Raw genomic sequence first — 20,517 nt, 5'->3', positions numbered from 1 at the left:
CATGCGGATCAGGACGACAGGGCTGGCGGCGATCATGGCCGCGCTGGCCCTTGCAGGATGCGGCCGAGGCGAAGGTCCGGTCGAGGACGCCGCGGCGCCCGAGGGCGACGCGGCGGTGGCCGCGCGTCCGCACACGCCGGGCGACAGCGAGACCCTGCGCGCCATCAAGCAGCGCGGGCGCGTGAACTGCGGCGTCAATCCGGGGCTGATCGGCTTTGCCTACACCGACAATCGCGGCGAGTGGCGCGGTTTTGACGTGGACTTCTGCCGGGCGCTTGCCGCCGCTGTGCTGGGCGATCCACGCGCGGTGCGGTTCGTGCCGCTGAACGCCGAGCAGAGGTTCGAGGCCCTGCGCACCGGGCGGGTCGACGTGCTTTGGCGCAATACGTCGTGGACCCTGACGCGGGAGGCGGGCGACGCGCTGACCTTCGCGGGGATCAACTATTACGACGGCCAGGGATTTCTGGTCCGGCGCTCGCTGAACCTGAACAGCGCGTCCGAGCTGAATGGCGCGCGGGTGTGCGTGCAGTCCGGCTCGACCAGTGAACTGAACGTCGGCGACTATTTCCGCAGCCGGGGAATCGAATACCGCCCGGTAGTCCTGCGCACCGAGGAAGAGGCGCGTCAGGCCTATGCGCGCGAAGACTGCGACGCGCTGACGGCCGATATTTCGGCCCTGGCCGCCGCGCGGGTCAGCCTGACCAATCAACAGGCGCACGCCGTCCTGCCTGACGTCATCTCCAAGGAGCCGCTGGGCCCGGTGGTGCGGCGTGAGGACGAAGGCTGGGCCTCAATAGTCCGCTGGACGCTGAATGCGCTCATCCTGGCCGAGGAACTGGGCGTCACCGACGACAACGTCGCTCAGTTGGCGCGCGAGAGCGGCGATCCGCGCATCCGCCGCATGCTGGGCCGCGAGGGCGAGTTCGGGGCCATGCTCGGCTTGCCGAACGACTGGGCGCAGAAGGCCATCGCCGCCACCGGCAACTATGGCGAAATCTTTGACCGAAACCTGGGTTCGCAATCAACGCTCGACCTGGCGCGCGGCCTCAATGCACAATGGAACGCTCGACCGGGCGGCCTGATCTACGGCCTGCCGATTCGATAGGCGACACGACGCGCCCAAGGCGCCGACCTCTAGGGGGAAGAATGGAAACGCAAGCGAAGCGGGGCCTGCCGCTGCACTGGCTGATGCTTATCGGCTTCATGGTTGGCCTGGTGGGCGGGCTGATCGTCCACGTCGCCGTGGGCGCCGACGCGGGCTGGGTCGTCTGGCTGACCAGCAACATCACCGGACCGGCGGGTCAGATCTTTCTGAAGCTGCTGTTCATGCTGGTGTTGCCTCTGCTGTTCTCGGCCCTGGTGGTCGGGGTTGCCGAGATGGGCGACCTCAAGACGCTGGGCAACACCGGGATCAAGAGCCTGCTGTTCACGGTGGTGGTGTCTGCCATCGCCGTCGTCATCGGCCTGGTGATGGTCAATGTGTTCAGGCCGGGCGACGGCATCGACCCGACCATCGCCCAGCAGCTGCTTGCCCAAGGCGCCAGCGGCGCGGCGGCTATCGTCGGCAGTGCGCCAGAGTCGGTTCAGGCGGCGGACTTCTTCCTGGACCTGATCCCGTCGAACGTCTTCACCGCCATGGCGAACAACGAGATTCTGCCGGTCATGGTGTTCGCCCTGTTCTTCGGCGTCGGCCTGGTCATGGCCAAGAGCGCCGCCACCGACCGCTTGAAGCAGGGGATCGAGGGGGTGTTCGAGGTGATGATGAAGCTCATCAACCTCGTCATCAAACTGGCGCCCTTCGCCATCGCCGCCCTGATGTTCAACCTGGCCGCCCTGTTCGGCTGGGATCTTCTGATCGTGCTGGCGCGCTACGTGGCCGTGGCCGTGGGCGCCATGGCGATCCACATGTTCGTGGTCTATCCGATCTTCGTCGCTACCCTGGGCGGCGCGTCGCCGCTGAAGTTCTTCAAGGACATTCGCGAGGCCATCGTGGTGGCCTTTTCGACCGCCTCTTCCAACGCCAGCCTGCCGGTGTCGCTACGCGTCGCCGAGCAGAACCTGGGTCTCCCGCGCAAGATTTCGCGCTTCGTTCTGACGGTGGGCGCGACCGCCAACCAGAACGGCACCGCTCTGTTCGAGGGCGTCACGGTGCTGTTCCTGGCCCAGGTCTTCGGCGTCGAGCTGACCATCGCTCAGCAGTTCATCGTCATGCTGGTCTGCATCCTGGGCGGCGTGGGCACGGCGGGCGTGCCTGCCGGATCTCTGCCCGTGGTGGCGATGATCCTGGCCATGGTCGGCGTGCCGCCCGAAGGCATCGGCCTGATCCTGGGCGTCGACCGCTTCCTCGACATGTGCCGCACCACCCTGAACGTCACCGGCGATCTGGTGGTGGCCCAGGTAGTGTCGCGCGGTCACGAAGACGAGCCCGAAATCCCCGATGGGGAGCCGGAACCGATCGCGCCCCAGGTCGCCTGACTCCATCTTGCGACCCGGCGTCATCCAGCCCAGGATGACGCCGGAACGCGGGGAGGCGGGACATGCGATTGATGCTGCTGGCAGGGACGGCGATCGCCGCCCTGACGATCGGCCCGCAGGCCGTGGCCGACGCCACCGCTGACCGCGCCGCGCGCGATCTGATCGAGCGTCCCCAGGTCTGCGGCCGGGTCGGCTCGGCCGTTGACGCCACGCCCAGCGGCGACATGGTCATGGTCGACGGCTTCGGAACCGGCGGGTTCAAGATCGACACCGCCACTCCCGAGGCCCAAGCCTGGTTCGACCATGGAGTGAAGCTGCGCTGGGCCTTTGAGCACTCCGAATCCGTGCGGGCCTTCCGCAAGGCGAGGGCGCTAGATCCGAACTGCGGCCTGTGCGCCTGGGGCGAGGCCTGGGCTCTGGGGCCGAACCTGAACGGCGGCGGCAACGACAAGGCGTCGCTGGACGCCGCTCTGACCGCCGCGCGGGACGCGCGCCGCCTGGCTCGCGGCGCCACGCCGATGCAGAAGCGCATGATCGACGCCCTGATCCAGCGCTATTCCGGCCGCGAAGACACCCGCTCAGAGCGTTTCGCCCGCGCCATGGACCGTATCGCGCGCGCCCATCCCGATGACGTCTCGGTTGCGGCCGTAACCGCCGACGCCTGGATGCTGAACGCCGACGAATGGTGGGATAAGGACGGCAAGGCCGCCGATCCGGGCATCACCCGCGCCATGCAGATGCTGGAGCACGCCCTGTCGATCAACGCAGACGATCCGGGCGCCATCCATCTGTACATCCACCTGACCGAATGGTCCGACGATCCGCACAAGGCGATTCCGTACGGCGAGAAGCTGGCGCGGCTGGCGCCGGGAGCCAGCCACCTAGTGCACATGCCGTCGCACACCTTCTTCCGCGTCGGGCGCTATCGCGAGGCGATGATGTCCAACGTCCAGGCCGTGGCGCTGGACAAGCGCTACGACCGGCTGGCGACGCCTCCGGGCGGGGTGAAGGGCATGCCGCTGCATGGACACAACATCCACTTCGGCATGGGCGGCGCCCTGATGGCCGGCGGGGCGGAGGAGGGGCTGAAGCTGGCGGACGGTTTCCTGTCGACCTATTCCGAACTGGTGCAGCCGCCGACCCAGGGCGAGGGCGACCGGCTGCTGTGGCGTCAGATGATGGCCAACAACGCCTATGCGCTCTACGGCCGCTACGCCGATCAGGACCGCGTTGCGGCGCTGGCTGAACCGGCTGTCGAACGACCCATGATGCGCATCAGCTGGCGCTATGCGCGTGGCGAGGCCGCGGCCCGCAGAGGGGATGCCGCCGCCGTGCGCGCCGAGGCCCAGGCCATCCGCGACATACGAGTGGCCGCCGGCTTCAGCGGACCCCAGGCCGAGATGCGCGCCGCCTTCGTCGAACTGTCACAGCGTGTGCTGGAAGGCCGCGCCGCCATGATCGAGGGCAATGCGCCGGCGGCCATCGCCGCCTTCGCCCGCGCCGCCGAGATCCAGGCCATGGGCGGCTCGGAGGGCGGCGATCCGCCCATCGTCTGGTATCCGACGCGCCGCAGCCTGGCGGCGGCCATGCTGGCGAACGGCGACGCGGTCGGCGCCAAGGCCAAGATACTGGAGCTGCTGACGGACTGGCCCCGTGATCCCTACAGCTATTTCGTCCTGGCTCAGGCCGAGACCTCCATGGGTGATCCTTCAGCCGCTGAGGCCGCTTTGGCGAAAATGCGCGTGGAATGGATCGGCGACGAGATGTCTCTGGCATTGAGCTGAGACACAGACAGAGACACCGCCCGGGCCACCGGACGGCGTCTCTGCTGGATCGGTTTTAGAAGCGGAAGCTGGCGCGCAGCAGCAGGCTGTAGCGGACGTAGTCTTCCAGCAGTTCCGCGTCGGCGGTTATCGACAGCATGCCCAAGTCGTTGCCGACGTTCAGGCGGAAGCCAAGGATCGGTCCGCCGCCCTCGATGGTGGCCGGCGAGAGACGGAAGTCTGGGCCGCCCGAGGCGAACCGGGCGATGGTCTCGCCGGCGTCGACGGAGATGTTCTGGCGCCAGCCGACACGCAGCTCGGGCCGCAGCCAGCCGTTCTCGCCGAAACCATAGCCCACGTTCATCGCCGCGATGGCGGAGAACAGGTGGCCGTCCCGCTTGTCGATATCCAGGTCGAAGCCGTCACCGCCACCACGTTCGGTGTGGGCGTCTTCATTCAGCGAGAAATATTCCAGATAGACTTCCGGGCGGACGTTCACGCGACCGAAGGTGCGCTCGTAGGAGGCGCCGCCCGCTGCAGCCAAGGTGAAGCCGTGCCAGTCGGATTCGGTGCGCAGGTTCAGACCTTCGCCGACCAGCTGGCGGGTGGAGTCGAAGCTGGCGTAGCCGCCGGCCGCCCGCGCCCAAGTGGTCCAGTATTGACCCTGTGCGCGCCAATACAGGCCCAGCTCGAACAGGCTGGCGGACAGGCGCTCCTCGGCCTCGGCCTCCGGGTCTTCCAAGTCCGAAGACGTGAAGGCGGTCGAGATGCCGATGGCGCCGTAGCCCGTGCCGCGCTCGATGCCGCCGGCGAAGCCGAAGCCTTCGGAACGGAAGCCGTAGGTGTCGGTCTTGTCCTTGTCGGCGTAGAAGTTGATTTCCTGGATCCAGGCGCTGGTTTCGCCCGGCGCTGCGGAGGCGTTGCGACCGGTGAGCGCCCGCGTGACGGCGTCGACGCCCGAGGCAAGTGACAGCAGCGGTCCGCCCGAATGATCCGGCAGCATCTGCTCATAGAGATTGATGAAGCCGTCGCGATCCAGCTGTTCCAGGAAGGCGTTGCGGATGACCTCGTTGGAATAGAGCGACTGATAGAAGGAATCGAAGGCCTGGCGCTCGACGGCGATCAGATCAGCCTCGTCGGCGGTGCGCCGACGAACATCCACGAACACCTCGCCGGCTGGAATGTCCGCACCGCCTTCCACAACGAAAAGATAAGGCGAGCTGGCCTGGATCGTATTCTGATCCAGAGCGCCGATGTTCAGCGAACCCGCACGGATAAGGCTGAAACGCTGGGGATCGTCCACGAGCGAGTTGAATCGCACGCCCACAGTCGCGCCGTCGGCGATGTTCGCTGCGCCCGCCACGTCGAAACCATTGGCCACGCCAGCCTGCGGATCGACCGTCACCACCAGCTCGCCCTCAGATCCCACATTCAGGCTGCTGATCGACTGAGCTTCCGATTGAGTTGCGACCAGTCGTCCGTTGGAAATGTCGAGATCGAGCTGTCCGTCGCCGCTGTAGACGCCGCCACGAACGACAGCACCGCCCGAGATCGACAGACGATCAGCGCCATCTCCGAAATAGATGTCGCCGACGACGGAGCCATTACGGATATCCACGGTGTCGGCGCCAGACCCCAAAAGGATGGCTCCGATGGTGATCGGCTCGTTTAGGTCCGGCACGCCGTCGCCGTCGGTGTCGGCGGAGTCATCGTCATCGTCCGCTAAAACGCCATCCTGCAAGAAGCTGACGCCGGTTGTGTTGGCCCGGACGTCAACGGCGACCGCTCTGCCGGTGGCCGGCGTGCCGTCCTCGTTCGCGCCGAGGGTGGCCTGCAGAGAGCCGAAGTTGGTGATCGACGACAGAGAACCACTCAGATCCAGGATGCTGGTCGTGCTGGCGTTGCCGCCACCCGACGTGGCCAGCATGCTGCCGCGGTTTTCCAAGGACGTCAGGCTGGCGCCCTGGTCGATCAACAGGTTGACGATCCGGCTGTCGGTTTGGGTGGAGGCGCCGGCGCTGATCGTGCCGGTGTTGATCAAGGTCGGCGTGTTCGCGCCGGCCGCCAGGTGAATGGTCGTCGCGTCCGCCTCGAACGACAAAACGGCGATCGACCCTTCGTTTCGGATACCCCCTTCGATGGCGACCTGACCGCCGTTCTCAGCGCCAAAGCGCAGCGCGGTAGGAGAGACCTCGTCGTAGACCCCGAGCCCCGTGATCTGACCTCGGTTGATGAAGCCGTACGCGTTATCACCAGTTCCAGCGACGCCTAGGGTGATGTCACGATCATCCGCTCCCACCAAGATGGCAGGAGCGGCGCCGAAGCTGGTGATCGAACCGGTGCCTTCGGCCGAATCCAGAATGCCGTCTCCGTCTGCATCGGTCTGGCCTTCGACGGCCTCCGGCGGGCGGTCAACAATTACCCCGCGGGCGATATTGGCCGCCACCCGCACGGCAGGGCCGCCCTGGAGCAGGTCGTCGGGATCCAGGCCGGCGATGAACTCATCGGACCCACGCGAAGTGTAGCGATATCCCGAAGCCGAGATTTCACCCTGGATGGCCAGCCGGTCGCCGACATCGCCTCCGACCGAAATCGCAGTCGCATTGGCGCCGGAGACCGAAACGGGTCCGCTGATGTTCACTGGCCCGCTGATCGCGCCCGTGGTGCGGATGCCGATTGAATCGTCACCAACGACTCGAATGGTTCCCAGCGACTGCAGACGTCCGTCCAGATCGCTTTCAACCGAAATGCCGTAGGACTGATTGCCCTCGACCTGCATAGCAGCGCTGGCGCTCAGCAGAATGTCGCCTGTGACGACGCCGGGGCCGGTAACGCGCACGCCGTAACGTCCCGTGCCGGTGGCCCAGGGTCCGTCCAGATCGCCGTCTCCATCCGTGTCGGGATAGGTTTCGATGCTGTCCGAAACCAGGATCGAACCGCTGATGTTCAGATTGCTGGTCGAGCCGCCCTGTACGAGAATGCCGGTCGCGCCATCCGCAGCGTTGGCCATCGTGATGCTGGATCCCGAATCCAGCGTCACATCGTGATTGGAATTAACCGTCAGCGCTGTCCCGGACGTCACCGCAATAGACCCGCCGCTGGCAAGGCGAATGCTGTCCGGCCCCGTCCCCGTCGCATTGGCGGTCGTGATGGGCGTCGTGCGGGCGTTGGAGATCACCACCTGCGCCTGGGCGCCCGCAGCGATCGTCAGAGGGGCGATCGCAACGGCGGTCGCAAGAAGAATACGCATTCGGAAAGCAATCCCTGTGGCCACGCGCGCAAGGTGTGACGCCGCCCTTAACAGGGTTCGCGCCAGCATGTCCCAAGTTTCTCGAATTTGAGGCGAATGCAAGGCCGACGACGTTCGGCGGACGGTTTCAGGGCGCTCTTGAGCTTCACCTTTCGCGGGAGTAGGGCGGATCATGACTTCCGTGCTCAAAACCCGGCGACGCATCCAAAAACGACGGTCGAGCGTTGCTGCCGCCGGAGCGGATGGAACCCCAAACATGAGCATGACCGGTCTTGAGGTGCAGGAAAGCGAGCTGCGCCTGATCCGTGACGAGGACGTGGTGGAGACGCTGCGCGCGCTGAAGGTCGCCTCGGCGGTCGATGAGCGGCCGCGCCTGGTGGACACCACCATGCTGTTTGCACCGCGTTCGGGCGGGGTGAAGCGTTATCTGCTGTCCAAGAAGGCGTGGCTGGAGGCGAACCGGCCCGGCGTGGCACATACGCTGATCGTGCCCGGCGCCTCACACAAGGCAGGTTCGGGCGGCGTGGTGCGCCTGCATGCGGCCAAGCTGCCGTTTGGCGACGGCTATCGCTGGCCCAGTTCGGTGCGCAAATGGGGCGCCTGGGTGGCGGCGGCCAAGCCCAGCATCATCGAGGCGGGCGACCCATACACGCCGGGGCAGGGCGCCTTGGAGGCGGGCCAGCGCGCCGGCTGCCCCGTGGTCGGCTTCTGCCATTCGGACCCGGCGGGCCTGGCCGCGCTGCATTTTGGAGAGTGGGCCAAGAAGCCGGTCGAGAAGCGCTGGGCCAGGCTGTTCGGCCAGTTCGACCGCGTGGTGTCGCCCAGCCGCTTCATCGCGCGCCGGCTGGAGGAAGCGGGCGTTGGCAACATCGTCATCCGGCCCCTGGGCGTCGAGATCGACACCTTCCGCCCGGATCGGCGCGACCGAGACTGGCTGTTGAAAAAGCTGGACCTGCCTGACAGCGTGCGGCTGCTGTGCTTCGCCGGCCGTCCGGCGCGCGAGAAGAACATCGACGTGCTGATCGACGCGGTTCAGATGCTGGGCGATCCGTACCACCTGGTGCTGGTCGGCGCGGGCGCCGGCATGCCGGCCGAGGAGCGGGTGATCTCGCTGCCCTACGAAAAGGATCCGGCCCGAGTGGCGCGCATCATCGCCAGCTGCGACGCCTTTGTGCACGCCAATGACAAGGAGCCCTTCGGCCTGATCGTGCTGGAGGCCATGGCCTGCGGCCGGCCCGTGGTGGGCGTCAACGCCGGCGGCGTGGCCGAGACGGTCGACGAATCAGTGGGCCAGCTGTCGGCCAGCGCCGATCCGCGCGCCTATGCCGAGGCGGTCTCGGCCCTGTTCGAGCGCGACATCGATCTGATCGGCCGCAATGCGCGCGTGAAGACTGTCGAGCAGTTCGCCTGGAACCGCGTCTTCGAGGACCTGAGCATGGTCTATGGCGACCTGACGGGACAGGCGGCCTTCGTGCAGCCGGGCGAGGCATTGCCCGTTCAGTGATGCGCTCAGCGCGGAAACGAAAAAGCGCGCCCCGATCGCTCGGTGCGCGCTTTTTTCGTGGGCATTTTGGAGAGGGGAAGGGCGGTGCGCCATCCCTTCGTTTCAGAAGGAATGGCGCGAGTGACGGGGCTCGAACCCGCGACCTCCGGCGTGACAGGCCGGCACTCTAACCAACTGAGCTACACCCGCGTTTCCCGGCCGAAGCAGCGTTGCGCCCCGGCGAGGGGCGTCGTTTAGGCGGCGCCCCTTTTCACGTCAACACTCTTTTTCCCGAAATCATCGTGCGGCTTCGACAGGCGCCGCCGGGCCAACCGGATTGGCCAGCTGGGCGGCCTCGGCGGGCGTGGGCATCACGTAGTGGACGCCTGCGCCCGGGCCCAACGGAAGGTTCAGCGCCGCCCAGCTCGCGGTCAGGATCGAACCCACGATCAGGAAGGCGAGCGAGTAGGGCACCATCAGCGCCATCAGGCTGCCCAGGCCGAAGGTCTTGTCCCAGCGCTGGCAGAAGGCCAGGACGAGCGGGAAATAGACCATCAGGGGCGTGACGATGTTGGTGATCGAATCGCCCATGCGGTAGGCGGCCGTCGTCATCTCGGGGCTGATGCCCAAGAGCATCAGCATGGGCACCAATATCGGCGCCAGCAGCGCCCACTTGGCCGAGGCCGAGCCCACGAAGATGTTGATCAGGCCGCTGACGATGACGATGGCGAACAGCAGGCCGAAGGTGTTGAGGCCCGAGTTGCTGATCATCTCGGCGCCCGCGACGGCCATGATGGCCCCCAGGTTCGACCAGTTGAACATGGCCACGAAGTGAGCCGCCACGAAGGCCAGGACGACGTAGGGCGCCATGTCAGCCATGGCCTGGGTCGTCATCTTAACGATGTCGCGGTGCGACTTCACCGTGCCGGCCGCCACTCCATAGGCGACGCCGGTGGCCAGGAAGAGCGCGAAGAAGGCCGCGACCAGGGACTGATAGAAGGGCGCCAGACGCTGAGCCGAGGTTTCTCCCTCCGGATCGAACAGGGCGGCGCCAGGCGCCAGGGTCAGCCAGGCCCACAGGCCGATGACCGCCAGCAGAGCCAGGCCCGCCCAGACCAGACCCTTGCGCTCGGGCTTGGACAGTTCGCCTTCGTCCAGCTTGACCGGAGCGTCCGACGACGGGGTCCAGGCGCCCAGGCGCGGCTCGATGATGCGGTCGGTCACCCACCAGCCCAGCGGCACGAACATGCAGGTCATGGCGATGATGAACCACCAGTTGCCCGCCGGATTCATCTGCCAGGACGGATCGATCAGATGGGCCGCGGTTTCGGTGATGCCCAGCAGCAGCACGTCCAGCTGTCCCGGCATGATGTTAGCCGAGAAGGCGGCCGACACGCCGGCGAAAGCCGCCGAGATGCCCACGATCGGATGCCGTCCGGCCGCCGCATAGAGTACGCCCGCCAGCGGCACGAGCACGACGTAGCCCGCGTCCACCGCATGGCTGCTGAGGATGGCGATGAAGATAATGATCGGTGTCAGCAGCTTGGTCGGCGCCTTGCGCACCCCGGCGCGCATAGCGGCCGAGAATAGGCCGGTGCGCTCGGCGACGCCCGCGCCGAGCATGACCACCAACACATAACCAAGGGGCGCAAAGCCGGTCAGGGTCCGGGGCATTTCGACCAGCAACTGTCGCAGGTTGTCGGGCGACAGCAGGTTCTGCGCGGTGATCGGCTCCTGCGTCACAGGATTGACCGTCGACCAACCCATCCAGGCGCCCAGCACGCTGATCGCCATTAACAGACCGATCAGCCAGACGAACAGAAAGACCGGGTCGGGCAGGCGATTGCCCGTGCGCTCGACGAAGTTCAGAAGTCGGGTGCCGACGCTCATCAAAAGACCCTCAAAACAGCTTTGCCGCATAGGGCAGGGCGAAGGCGCGGGCGGCAACCGCACAGGCCGCGACAAATTGGCCTGCCGAATTGCGAACCGTTCGCACAAAAACCTTTGCGCACATGGGTTTGAACCCCGGCGGGGTTGGGTCTAGAAAGCGCCGATTCCGCCATCCCTCCCTGGCGGGCGAGGCTTGTCTCGAATGAACGAATTTCTGCTGGAATATCTGCCGATCGTGGTTTTTGCCGGGATCGCGACCGTGCTGGGCCTGGGATTCATCCTGGCTGCGTGGGTCATGGCTCCGAAAAACCCCGATGCCGAGAAGCTGTCGGCCTATGAGTGCGGCTTCAACGCCTTCGATGACGCGCGCATGAAGTTCGACGTGCGTTTCTATCTGGTGTCGATCCTGTTCATCATCTTCGATCTGGAAGTGGCCTTCCTGTTCCCGTGGGCCGTGGCGATGTTCGACCTGTCGCGCGGCGGAATGATCTTCGCCTTCTGGTCGATGATGATCTTCCTCGGCGTGCTGACCGTCGGGTTCCTCTACGAATGGAAGAAGGGAGCCCTGGAATGGGAGTGATCGCGCCTTCCACGCCCGTTCCGACCCTGCTGGGTCCCAACGGCTCGCCCCTGGTTCCCGCCGGCCAAAGCTATGGTTCCGGCGCGCGGTCGACCGTCGAGGGCTATGATCCCAAGATTCACGACAAGTTCTTCGAGGCGGTGAACACCGAACTGGGCGAGCGCGGCTTCCTGACCGCCTCCCTGGACGACGTCATCACCTGGGCGCGCACCGGCTCGCTGATGTGGATGACCTTCGGCCTGGCCTGCTGCGCCGTCGAGATGATTCAGATGTCCATGCCGCGCTTCGACGTCGAGCGCTTCGGCATGGCCCCTCGCGGCAGCCCGCGTCAGTCCGACCTGATGATCGTGGCCGGCACCCTGACCAACAAGATGGCGCCCGCCCTGCGCAAGGTTTACGACCAGATGCCGGACCCGCGCTACGTCGTGTCCATGGGCAGCTGCGCCAATGGCGGCGGCTATTATCATTACAGTTACAGCGTCGTGCGCGGCTGCGACCGGGTCGTGCCGGTCGACATCTATGTGCCGGGCTGCCCGCCGACCGCAGAAGCGCTGCTCTATGGGCTGCTGCAGCTGCAGAAGAAGATCCGCCGCACGGGGACCATCGACCGATGAGCGTTCCGGTTTCCGGCCGCGCGGCCGACATCGCCGTTTCCGAGAGCGCCCTGACGCCGCTGGGCGCCGAGATGGTCGGCGAACTGGGCGTCGAGGCGCAGGTCGCGTTCGGCGAACTGACGCTGATCGCGCCGCGCGAGCGGATCGTGGAGGTGCTGACGGCGCTGCGTGACCGCTTCGAGTTCCAGCAGCTGCTGGACGTGTGCGGCGTGGACTTTCCCGACCGCGCGGAGCGGTTCGAGGTGGTCTATCACCTGCTCAGCATGACCCGGAACGTGCGTCTGCGGGTCAAGATCTCGACCGACGAGGTCAAGCCGGTGCCCACCGCCATCGGCGTCTATCCGGCGGCGGGATGGTTCGAGCGCGAGGCGTTCGACATGTACGGCATGATTTTCTCGGACCACCCCGACATGCGCCGCCTGCTGACCGACTATGGCTTCGAGGGGCATCCGCTGCGTAAGGACTTCCCGATGACGGGCTATGTCGAGGTCCGTTATGACGAAGAGCAGAAACGGGTGGTCTATGAGCCCGTCAAACTGACCCAGGAATTCCGGAACTTCGACTTCCTGTCCCCGTGGGAGGGCGCGGAGTATCCGCTGCCGCCGCTGCCGGGCGACGAGAAGGCCGAGGCGGGGAGCAAGGCCTGATGACCGACGTCATTCACCCTTCGGCGTCCATGGACGTGGATCCGTTCGAGAACGATGGCCGCACCGCGCATGCGCGCGAGATGGACGACCGCAAGTTCACCATCAACTTCGGCCCCCAGCACCCAGCCGCGCACGGCGTGCTGCGCCTAGTTCTTGAGCTGGACGGCGAGGTCGTGACGCGGGTCGATCCGCACATCGGCCTGCTGCACCGCGGCACTGAAAAACTGATGGAGGCGCGCACCTACCTCCAGAATGTGCCGTATCTGGACCGGCTGGACTACGTCTCGCCGATGAACCAGGAGCACGCCTTCTGCCTCGCCGTCGAACGGCTGCTGGGTGTCGAGGTGCCTTATCGCGCCCAGTTGATCCGGGTTCTGTTCTCCGAGATCGGCCGCATCCTTTCGCACATGCTGAACGTGACGACCCAAGCGCTGGACGTCGGGGCCCTGACCCCGCCGCTCTGGGGCTTCGAGGAGCGCGAGAAGCTGATGGTCTTCTACGAGCGCGCCTGCGGGGCGCGCCTGCACGCCAACTACTTCCGTCCTGGCGGCGTGCATCAGGATCTGACGCCGCAGCTGATCGACGACATCGCCCGCTGGTGCGAGGAGTTCCCTGCCGCGCTGCACGACATCGAGGCGCTGGTCACCGACAACCGCATCTTCAAGCAGCGCAACGTCGACATCGGCGTGGCGTCCAAGGAAGAGGCCCTGGCCTGGGGCTTCACCGGCGTGATGCTGCGCGGGTCCGACATCGCCTGGGACCTGCGCAAGTCGCAGCCCTACGAGTGCTACGCCGAGCTGGAGTTCGACATCGCCGTCGGCAAGAACGGCGACTGCTGGGACCGCTATCTGGTGCGCATCGAAGAGATGAAGCAGTCGGTGCGGATCATGGAGCAGTGCATCCACCGCCTGCGCAACTGCCCCGGCGATCCGGTCATGGTCGAGGACAACAAGATCGTGCCGCCGCGTCGCGGCGAGATGAAGCGGTCGATGGAAGCCCTGATCCATCACTTCAAACTGTACACCGAAGGCTTCCGCACGCCGGAAGGCGAGGTTTACGCTGCCGTCGAAGCGCCCAAGGGCGAGTTCGGCGTCTATCTGGTGTCCGACGGCACCAACAAGCCGTACCGGGTCAAGATCTCGGCCCCCGGCTTCCGCCACCTGCAGGCGATGGACTGGATGAACCGCGGCCATATGCTGGCCGACGTGTCCGCCATCCTGGGCTCGCTCGACATCGTTTTCGGAGAAGTGGACCGATGAGCGTTCGTCGTCTCGCCAAGGACCAGCCCGCCTCGTTCGCCTTTTCGGCCGACACCATGGCCAAGGCCGAATGGTGGATCGCCAAATATCCCTCGGACCGTCGTCAGTCGGCGGTGATCCCGATCCTGTGGCTGGTCCAGAAGCAGGAAGGCTGGGTCTCGGAGCCCGCCATCCGCGCCATCGGCGACCTGCTGGGCATGCCGTTCATCCGCGTGCTGGAAGTCGCGACCTTCTATACGATGTTCATGCTGGAGCCGGTCGGCAAGGCTGCGCTGATCCAGGTGTGCGGCACCACGCCGTGCATGCTGCGCGGCTCGGGCGAGTTGATGAAGGTCTGCAAGTCCAAGATCGGGCCCAAGGACACGCTGTCGGCCGACGGCCGCTTCACCTGGCAGGAAGTCGAGTGCCTGGGCGCCTGCGCCAATGCGCCGATGGCCCAGATCAACGACTACTATTTCGAGGACCTGACGGCCGAGACGATGGCCCAGATCATCGACGACTTCGCCGCCGGCAAGACGCCCAAGCCGGGCAGCCGCGTGGGCCGCGCGACGTCCGAGCCCGAGGACGGGGCCCTTACCCTGACCGATCCCAAACTTTATGACGGCTCGGCCGCCAAGCCCATCAAGACGCTGCCGAACAGCGAGCCCGCCAAGGAGCCTGCCTGATGTCTCGGCCGGACTTCAATGACGAAGACGCCGTGCGGGCCTATCGCAACGAGCTGCGCGCCGTCGGCCGGCGCGAGCGCCTGGCTGGCTTCGCCCTGGTCCTGCTCGGCGCCGTGGCCATTCTGATGGTCGAGCGCGCCGGCGCCGCCGGTCCGACCGTGCAGTGGGTCGGCTACGCCAGCCTGGCCGTGGGCTGGGCCCTGATGCTGGCGGCCATCGTCCAGCGCACCCGTTATCACCGCCGTCGCATGCGTGAGGTCTCCTGATGGTCGGCATTCTTCAGGACAAGGATCGCATCTTCACCAACCTGTACGGCCTCCAGGACTGGACGCTGGAAGGGGCGAAGACGCGCGGCGCGTGGAACGCCACCAAGGACATGCTCGACCTGGGTCGGGACTGGATCATCACCAACGTCAAGAACTCGGGCCTGCGCGGACGCGGCGGCGCGGGCTTCTCGACCGGCCTGAAGTGGTCCTTCATGCCCAAGGAGGTGAAGGACCGTCCGCACTACCTGGTCGTCAACGCCGACGAATCCGAACCCGGGACCGCCAAGGACCGGGAGATCATGCGCAACGATCCGCAACTGCTGATCGAAGGCTGCCTGATCGCCAGCTTCGCCATGCAGGCGCACGCCTGCTACATCTATCTGCGCGGCGAATATGTGCTGGAACGCGAGCGCATGGAGGCGGCGGTCAAGCAGGCCTATGAGGCCAGGCTGATCGGCAAGGACAACGTCCACGGCTGGGACTTCGACGTCTACATCCACCACGGCGCCGGCGCCTATATCTGCGGTGAAGAGACGGCCCTGCTGGAATCGCTGGAAGGCAAGAAGGGCCAGCCGCGCCTAAAGCCGCCGTTCCCGGCCGGTGCGGGCCTGTACGGCTGCCCGACCACGGTGAACAACGTCGAATCCATCGCCGTCGTCGGGACGATCCTGCGTCGCGGGGCGGAGTGGTTCGCCGGCTTCGGCCGTCCGAACAACACGGGCACCAAGCTGATGACCATCAGCGGCCACGTGAACCGGCCGTGCAATGTCGAAGAGGCCATGTCGATCCCGCTCAAGCAGCTGCTGGAAGAGCACTGTGGCGGCGTGCGCGGCGGCTGGGACAATCTGAAGGCCGTGATTCCGGGCGGATCGTCGGTGCCGCTGATCACGCGCGAGATGTCCGAGACGGCGCTGATGGACTTCGATTCCTTGCGCGAAATGCGCTCGGGCCTCGGCACGGCGGCGGTCATCGTCATGGACCAGTCGACCGACCTGGTGAAGGCGATCGCCCGCATCAGCTACTTCTACAAGCACGAGAGCTGCGGCCAGTGCACGCCGTGCCGCGAAGGCACCGGCTGGATGTGGCGCGTGCTGGAGCGGATGGCGATCGGCGAGGCGGACCCGTCCGAGATCGACCTGTTGCTGGACGTAGCCGGCCAGGTCGAGGGACACACCATCTGCGCGCTGGGCGACGCGGCCGCCTGGCCGGTCCAGGGCCTGATCCGTCACTTCCGTCACGAGATCGAAGAGCGCATCGCCAACTACCGCAGCCGCCGCGCGAAATTCGCCGGCCACGCGATCGCGGCGGAGTAGCGCATGCGCCTGACCCCGGTCATCGCGATCAGCCTGATCTCTCTCGCCGCCTGCGGCGAGCGGGCCGATGTGGCTGCGCCCAGCCCGACCGAACAGGTCGCGGCCCAGGCGCCGTCGTCGGACGGCGTGACCGCTGCTCCGGTCGTGCTGAACGCCGATCAGCTTCGCCAGGTCTGCCGCGCCGCCCTGGCGGCCGTGCATGGCCAGGATCTGTCGGCCGTGCAGGTCGAGGGCCTGACCGGTCAGGTGGTCTCGCTGAGCTGGCGCGCGCCGGTTGACGGCGGGGTCAGCCGCGCCGAATGCCGGGTCGAGGGCGACGTCGTCACCTGGCGTCTGACCAACACCGCCAATCCCGATCAGGGCCGCTGGATGAACCAGTCCGGCGACCCGGTGACCCGCTTCGCCCTGGGCGGCGAGGCTGTCGCCATCACCACGACGCTCCCGGATGGGACGACCGCCACGGAACAGTACGCCGTGGCCGCTGAGCAAGAGGCCCGCTGATGCCCGTCGCCAAGGTCAACGGCGTAGAGACTGAGTTCGAGCCCGGCATGACCGTGCTCCAGGTCGCCGAGCGCGCCGGACACGAGATTCCGCGCTTCTGCTATCACGAGCGGCTGTCGATCGCCGGCAACTGCCGGATGTGCCTGGTCGAGGTGAAGCCCGGACCGCCGAAACCGCAGGCGTCATGCGCCCTGCCGGCCGCCGAGGGGCAGGAAATCTTCACCGACACGCCGATGGTGAAGAAGGCCCGCGAAGGGGTGATGGAGTTCCTGCTCATCAACCACCCGCTGGACTGCCCGATCTGCGACCAGGGCGGCGAGTGCGACCTGCAGGACCAGGCCATGGGCTATGGCCGCGACGGCTCTCGCTATGCCGAGAACAAGCGCGCGGTCGAAGAAAAGAACATGGGTCCGACGGTGAAGACCTTCATGACGCGGTGCATCCAGTGCACCCGTTGTGTCCGCTTCATCACCGAGGTGGCGGGCGTGCCCGACATCGGCATGATCTCGCGCGGCGAGAGCGCCGAGATCACCACCTATCTGGAAAAGAACATCGACAGCGAGCTGTCGGGCAACGTCAACGACCTCTGCCCCGTCGGCGCCCTGACCCACCGGCCGTGGCAGTACCACTATCGCCCGTGGGAGCTGAAGAAGACCGAGACCATCGACGTGATGGACGCGCTCGGCTCCAACATCCGCGCCGATGCGCGCGGCGCCGAGGTCATGCGCGTGCTGCCGCGCGTCAACGAGGGCATCAACGAGGAATGGCTGTCGGACCGCAGCCGCTACGCCGTCGACGGCCTGCAGGCGCGTCGTCTGGACCGCCCGTGGCTGCGCGAGAACGGCAAGCTGCGTCCGGCTTCGTGGGACGAGGCGCTGAGCGCGGTGGCCGAACGCCTGAAGGCGGCGCCGGCGGACCGCATCGGCCTGGTGGCCGGCGACCTGCAGGACGCGGAATCAATGAAGGCGGCGCTGGACCTGTTCCGCGCGCTGGGCTCGGCCAATACGGACTGCCGTCAGGACGGCTCGTGGATCGGCTACGGTCCGCGCGAAGGCTGGCTGATGAACTCAGGCATCGCCGGGATCGAGAAGGCGGACGCCGTGCTGATCATCGGCGCGGATCCGCGCGTCGAGGCGCCGCTGCTGAACGCGCGCCTGCGCAAGGCATGGCTGAAGGGCGACGCCGAGATCGCCCTGATCGGCCAACAGGTCGATCTGACCTATGATTACAACTGGTTGGGCGCAGGAACGAAGACACTGGGCAAGCTGCCCAAGGCGGCTTCGGACTGGCTGTCCAAGGCCGAGCGGCCGGCGATCATCGTCGGCGCGGGTGCGCTGGCGGGCGAGGGCGGGGCGGCGACCCTGAACGCCATCGGAACGCTGGCGGCCAAGCTGGGTGTGGTGAAGGACGGCTGGAACGGCTTCAACGTGCTGCACACCGCCGCTGCGCGCGTCGGCGGCCTGGACATGGGCCTGGTGCCCGCCGAGGGCGGCCTGTCGGCGACCGACATGGTCAAAACCGGCGCGCTGGACGTGCTGTTCCTGCTGGGCGCCGACGAGATCGACGCCTCGGCCACCGGCGCCTTCAAGGTCTATCTGGGCAGCCACGGCGATCGCGGCGCGCACGGCGCCGACGTCATCCTGCCGGGCGCGGCCTATACCGAGAAGCCGGGCCTGTACGTCAACACCGAAGGCCGGGTGCAGATGGCCGACCGGGTCGTCTTCCCCAAGGGCGACGCCAAGGAAGACTGGGCCATCATTCGCGCCCTGTCGGAGCGCGTGGGCCAGACCCTGCCTTACGACACGCTGGACCAGCTGCGCGCCAAGTTGATGGCGGACCATCCGACGTTCGGCCGCATCGACTATCTGGCCCCGGCCGGCGGCTTCGACGTCGCGGCCCTGGGCGCCAAGGGCGAACTGGGCGAGCGCGACTTCGTCTCGCCGGTGCTCGACCCCTATCTGACCAACCCGATCGCGCGCGCCAGCGCGACCATGGCCGAACTGTCCGCCCAGCGCGTGCAGCCGGTCGCGATGGCGGCGGAGTAAGCCATGGACGCTGCGACCTCCTTCTGGACCACCCCTGTCGGCTGGACGCTCGCCACCGTCGGCGGGATTCTGCTCGTCACCGTCGGCATCCTGATCTCGCTGGCCTTCCTGCTGCTGGCGGACCGCAAGATCTGGGCGGGCGTGCAGATGCGCAAAGGCCCCAATGTGGTCGGCCCGTTCGGCCTGCTGCAGTCCTTCGCCGACTTCTTCAAGTTCGTGCTGAAAGAGATCATCATCCCCGCCGGCGCGGACAAGGTGGTGTTCATCCTGGCGCCGCTGATCACCTTCATCCTGGCCTTCATCGCGTGGGCGGTGATCCCGTTCGCGCCGGGCTGGGTGATCTCGGATCTGAACGTCGGCATCCTGTACATCTTCGCGATCAGCTCGCTGGGCGTGTACGGCATCATCATGGGCGGCTGGGCTTCGAACTCGAAGTATCCGTTCCTGGGCTCGCTGCGTTCGGCGGCGCAGATGGTGTCCTACGAAGTCTCGATCGGCCTGGTGATCATCAACGTCATCCTGCTGGCCGGGACGATGAACTTGACCGCGATCGTTACGCAGCAGCAGGGCTGGATCTGGAACTGGTTCGCCTTCGGCGGCGGCGCGGCGACCTGGCCGACCATCGTCGTGATGTTCCCGATGGCGATCGTCTTCTTCATCTCGGCCCTGGCCGAGACCAACCGCCCGCCGTTCGACCTGCCCGAGGCCGAATCCGAGCTCGTGGCCGGCTATCAGGTTGAGTACAGCTCGACGCCCTACCTACTGTTCATGATCGGCGAATACGCCAACATCGTCTTCATGTGCGCCATGATCAGCCTGCTGTTCTTCGGCGGCTGGCACCCAGGCTTCCCGACCGGCTTCCTGGACAGCTGGCCGACCTTCCTGGCCAACCTGTTCTATCTCGCCGTCTTCATGGGCAAGATCATCTTCTGGTTCATCATGATCGCCATGGTGAAGGCCTTCGTGCCGCGCTATCGCTACGACCAGCTGATGCGCTTGGGCTGGAAGATTTTCCTGCCGTCGTCGCTGGTCGCCGTGGTCATCGTCTCGGCCTGGCGCGTGTTCGCGGTGGGGGCGTGATGCGAGGTCTTTTCATCGGCCTGATGCTGATCGCGCCCGTGGCGGCGTGCGCGCCCTACGAGGCGCCGCCGGCGTCGGGCTATCAGTGGCAGCAGCGTCAGGACCGCATCGAGCGCCAGTGGCGCGACGAGCAGGCCAAAAAGGCTCCGGCCCAGACTTCAACCCCGACCGCCGCTCCCCCGGCTGAGGAAACCGCGTGATGTTCACCCGTATCGTCCAGGCGACCAAGGGCGCGATGATGCTGGACGTCATCGGCGCCATCGGCCTGTCGCTGAAGTACATGGCGCGCCCCAAGGCGACCGTGAACTATCCGTTCGAGCGCAATCCGCAGTCGCCGCGTTTCCGGGGCGAGCACGCGCTGCGCCGTTATGCGAACGGCGAAGAGCGCTGCATCGCCTGCAAGCTGTGCGAGGCCATCTGCCCGGCGCAGGCCATCACCATCGAGGCCGAACCGCGCGCCGACGGCAGCCGCCGCACGACGCGCTACGACATCGACATGGTCAAATGCATCTACTGCGGCCTGTGCCAGGAGGCATGCCCGGTGGACGCCATCGTGGAGGGCCCGAACTCGGAGTTCGCCGTCGAGACCCGTGAGGAGCTGCTCTATGACAAGCAGCGCCTGCTGGACAACGGCGACCGCTGGGAGCGGGTGATCGCTAAGAATCTGGAACTCGACGCTCCGTATC

General features: G+C 66.4%; 18 protein-coding genes and 1 tRNA gene. 16 read left to right on the top strand and 3 right to left on the bottom strand.

Annotation, left to right across the window (positions count from 1 at the left end):
* The first annotated feature begins 1 nt into the window (after position 1).
* From ACK4I0_RS07330 to ACK4I0_RS07320, 3 genes are all read left to right on the top strand, one after another.
* A complete protein-coding gene (locus ACK4I0_RS07330; RefSeq protein ID WP_409609486.1) occupies positions 2-1,105 on the top strand; it encodes an amino acid ABC transporter substrate-binding protein in 1,104 nt (367 codons plus the stop codon).
* 41 nt (positions 1,106-1,146) lie between these two features.
* On the top strand, positions 1,147-2,475 hold the full coding sequence (locus tag ACK4I0_RS07325) for a dicarboxylate/amino acid:cation symporter (protein ID WP_409609484.1): 1,329 nt from the start codon (positions 1,147-1,149) through the stop codon (positions 2,473-2,475).
* 62 nt (positions 2,476-2,537) lie between these two features.
* Entirely contained in the window at positions 2,538-4,259 is a 1,722-nt protein-coding gene (locus ACK4I0_RS07320; RefSeq protein WP_409609482.1) for a tetratricopeptide repeat protein, read from the top strand.
* Between the two features lie 55 nt (positions 4,260-4,314).
* Here the strand turns inward: ACK4I0_RS07320 and ACK4I0_RS07315 are convergent, their stop codons facing one another.
* Entirely contained in the window at positions 4,315-7,488 is a 3,174-nt protein-coding gene (locus ACK4I0_RS07315) for an autotransporter domain-containing protein (RefSeq protein ID WP_409609643.1), read from the bottom strand.
* Between the two features lie 256 nt (positions 7,489-7,744).
* Between ACK4I0_RS07315 and ACK4I0_RS07310 the strand changes: the two genes are divergently transcribed.
* Complete coding sequence (locus ACK4I0_RS07310; protein ID WP_409609480.1) at positions 7,745-8,992, top strand: glycosyltransferase; 1,248 nt, start codon at positions 7,745-7,747, stop codon at positions 8,990-8,992.
* Positions 8,993-9,104: 112 nt separating this feature from the next.
* Here ACK4I0_RS07310 and ACK4I0_RS07305 read toward each other — a convergent pair.
* Together ACK4I0_RS07305 and ACK4I0_RS07300 are read right to left on the bottom strand one after the other, a co-directional pair.
* A tRNA-Asp gene (locus ACK4I0_RS07305) sits at positions 9,105-9,181 on the bottom strand.
* Positions 9,182-9,268: 87 nt separating this feature from the next.
* Positions 9,269-10,861 carry an AbgT family transporter gene (locus tag ACK4I0_RS07300; protein ID WP_409609478.1) on the bottom strand — a complete coding sequence of 531 codons (1,593 nt, stop codon included), beginning with the start codon at positions 10,859-10,861 and terminating at the stop codon, positions 9,269-9,271.
* A 202-nt stretch (positions 10,862-11,063) separates the two neighbouring features.
* On the opposite strand from ACK4I0_RS07300, the gene ACK4I0_RS07295 reads away from it, so the two are divergent.
* The 12 genes from ACK4I0_RS07295 to nuoI form a co-directional block, all read left to right on the top strand.
* Positions 11,064-11,441 (top strand): NADH-quinone oxidoreductase subunit A, encoded by a 378-nt coding sequence (locus ACK4I0_RS07295; protein ID WP_409609476.1) that lies wholly within the window; start codon positions 11,064-11,066, stop codon positions 11,439-11,441.
* Complete coding sequence (locus ACK4I0_RS07290) at positions 11,411-12,055, top strand: NuoB/complex I 20 kDa subunit family protein (protein WP_409609474.1); 645 nt, start codon at positions 11,411-11,413, stop codon at positions 12,053-12,055. Before ACK4I0_RS07295 ends, ACK4I0_RS07290 begins: the two co-directional genes overlap by 31 nt.
* Entirely contained in the window at positions 12,052-12,702 is a 651-nt protein-coding gene (locus tag ACK4I0_RS07285) for an NADH-quinone oxidoreductase subunit C (RefSeq protein ID WP_409609472.1), read from the top strand. Before ACK4I0_RS07290 ends, ACK4I0_RS07285 begins: the two co-directional genes overlap by 4 nt.
* Positions 12,703-12,731: 29 nt before the next feature.
* A complete protein-coding gene (locus ACK4I0_RS07280; protein WP_409609641.1) occupies positions 12,732-13,961 on the top strand; it encodes an NADH-quinone oxidoreductase subunit D in 1,230 nt (409 codons plus the stop codon).
* Positions 13,958-14,626 (top strand): NADH-quinone oxidoreductase subunit NuoE, encoded by a 669-nt coding sequence (gene nuoE / locus ACK4I0_RS07275; RefSeq protein ID WP_409609470.1) that lies wholly within the window; start codon positions 13,958-13,960, stop codon positions 14,624-14,626. Before ACK4I0_RS07280 ends, nuoE begins: the two co-directional genes overlap by 4 nt.
* On the top strand, positions 14,626-14,892 hold the full coding sequence (locus tag ACK4I0_RS07270) for a hypothetical protein (RefSeq protein ID WP_409609468.1): 267 nt from the start codon (positions 14,626-14,628) through the stop codon (positions 14,890-14,892). The genes nuoE and ACK4I0_RS07270 overlap by 1 nt, the downstream gene beginning before the upstream one ends.
* On the top strand, positions 14,892-16,205 hold the full coding sequence (nuoF, locus tag ACK4I0_RS07265) for an NADH-quinone oxidoreductase subunit NuoF (protein ID WP_409609466.1): 1,314 nt from the start codon (positions 14,892-14,894) through the stop codon (positions 16,203-16,205). Before ACK4I0_RS07270 ends, nuoF begins: the two co-directional genes overlap by 1 nt.
* A 3-nt stretch (positions 16,206-16,208) precedes the next feature.
* On the top strand, positions 16,209-16,706 hold the full coding sequence (locus ACK4I0_RS07260) for a hypothetical protein (protein WP_409609464.1): 498 nt from the start codon (positions 16,209-16,211) through the stop codon (positions 16,704-16,706).
* The gene (gene nuoG / locus ACK4I0_RS07255; RefSeq protein ID WP_409609462.1) at positions 16,706-18,751 is read left to right on the top strand and encodes an NADH-quinone oxidoreductase subunit NuoG; all 2,046 of its coding nucleotides are present in this window, start codon (positions 16,706-16,708) and stop codon (positions 18,749-18,751) included. The genes ACK4I0_RS07260 and nuoG overlap by 1 nt, the downstream gene beginning before the upstream one ends.
* 3 nt (positions 18,752-18,754) lie before the next feature.
* A complete protein-coding gene (nuoH, locus tag ACK4I0_RS07250; protein WP_409609460.1) occupies positions 18,755-19,831 on the top strand; it encodes an NADH-quinone oxidoreductase subunit NuoH in 1,077 nt (358 codons plus the stop codon).
* Positions 19,831-20,031: a hypothetical protein gene (locus tag ACK4I0_RS07245; protein WP_409609458.1), complete on the top strand. Its 201-nt coding sequence runs from the start codon at positions 19,831-19,833 to the stop codon at positions 20,029-20,031. Before nuoH ends, ACK4I0_RS07245 begins: the two co-directional genes overlap by 1 nt.
* On the top strand, positions 20,031-20,517 hold a 487-nt coding region (gene nuoI, locus ACK4I0_RS07240), incomplete at its 3' end, for an NADH-quinone oxidoreductase subunit NuoI (RefSeq protein WP_409609456.1). The genes ACK4I0_RS07245 and nuoI, both read left to right, overlap by 1 nt.

This window comes from Brevundimonas sp., assembly GCF_046295775.1.
GTDB lineage: Bacteria > Pseudomonadota > Alphaproteobacteria > Caulobacterales > Caulobacteraceae > Brevundimonas.
The sequence above is the reverse complement of the archived record's forward strand: the minus strand, read 5'-3'. Positions and strand labels throughout refer to the sequence as shown.